Annotated in this window: 1 protein-coding gene and 1 pseudogene; both read right to left on the bottom strand. The window is 31.4% G+C overall.

Features of this window, described 5'->3' with window-relative positions:
* A pseudogene (locus V7024_RS12900) lies at positions 1 to 283 on the bottom strand (hypothetical protein); the annotation flags it as partial.
* A gap of 142 nt (positions 284 to 425) precedes the next feature.
* Positions 426 to 878, bottom strand: coding sequence for a hypothetical protein (locus V7024_RS12905; RefSeq protein ID WP_335520532.1), 453 nt, complete (start codon positions 876 to 878; stop codon positions 426 to 428).
* Positions 879 to 1011 lie beyond the last annotated feature (133 nt).

A 1011-nucleotide genomic window follows, 5' to 3' on the forward strand; every position in this document is an offset into this window, starting at 1 on the left:
TAGGTTCTTCATTTTGGTTATTTTGGTTGTTGTTTTGTTCATTATCATCTGATTCTTCAGATTCATCTTCATATTGCTCAGCAAAGCCATTAATATGATGTGACGGATAGTAAACAACACCATCGTCAGTTTGTACTACACAAAAATCATTTTGAATTTTTAATAATGTTCCCTCTCCTTTTTCTGGACCTCCTAAATTAACACTTACGTTTGTGCCAATTAAATTTTTAAAATTTCTCATCGCATTTTGAGAATAAAACGAATTATTGTATGGATACATCATACATAGTTCCTCCTTAATGGGGTTTTTTCTATTTAAATCATTTGTCGTTATATGATATTCATCTTTACAGGACAAGACCTAGGATACTTGACTAATTTATAAAAAATGGGCGTATACATAAAAAGACAAGCACTCTGCTAGATTAAGAGTGCTTGTTGAGTTGAATATTTATATTTGTATGCATATTGCGCTCGGTGTTAGCTAACGTTGTATAAGAGATGATAATATTTCCTTTGGCAATTGGTTCATAAGTAAGATCATCGTATTGGCCAGTACTTTTGTTATGGACTGTTAGTTCGATAGAATCGAGGTTGGCATGTGCATATTTTTCTTTGATTTGTTTAGCAATTGTTTCTAGTTGCTTATAGGAAGTGGCATCAGTAATCACCATTCCCTTTAGAACAATTTTTTCTTGTTGTCTAGTTTGCGTTAGTGGTATGTGGTTTTCTTTTATATATAGGATGTGATAAGGAATGGTATCGTCATTTGATTCAGCTTTTGGTTTATTGTATTCTCCAATTAAAAAGAGTGCAAAACATAATGTTATACATGACATGAGAAGAATCCAAAAGCGGATAGATGATAATACTTTCATCAACATTCACCCTCGTTTCGTATAAGTTCTTTCATTATGAATTATACAAAATGAGCATTAAATTAACGTTAAGCTGAGGTAAAGAAAAGTAAAGGTAGGTAGTTTTTTGTATACATAAATACAAATTGAAGAA

This window comes from Bacillus sp. JJ864, from assembly GCF_036963045.1.
In the GTDB taxonomy this organism is placed as follows: Bacteria; Bacillota; Bacilli; order Bacillales; family Bacillaceae_G; genus Bacillus_A; species Bacillus_A pseudomycoides_C.

Bases quoted from the DNA above. Each gene is read 5' to 3' on its own strand.
- V7024_RS12905 (WP_335520532.1), bottom strand. From the start codon at position 878: ATGAAAGTATTATCATCTATCCGCTTTTGGATTCTTCTCATGTCATGT.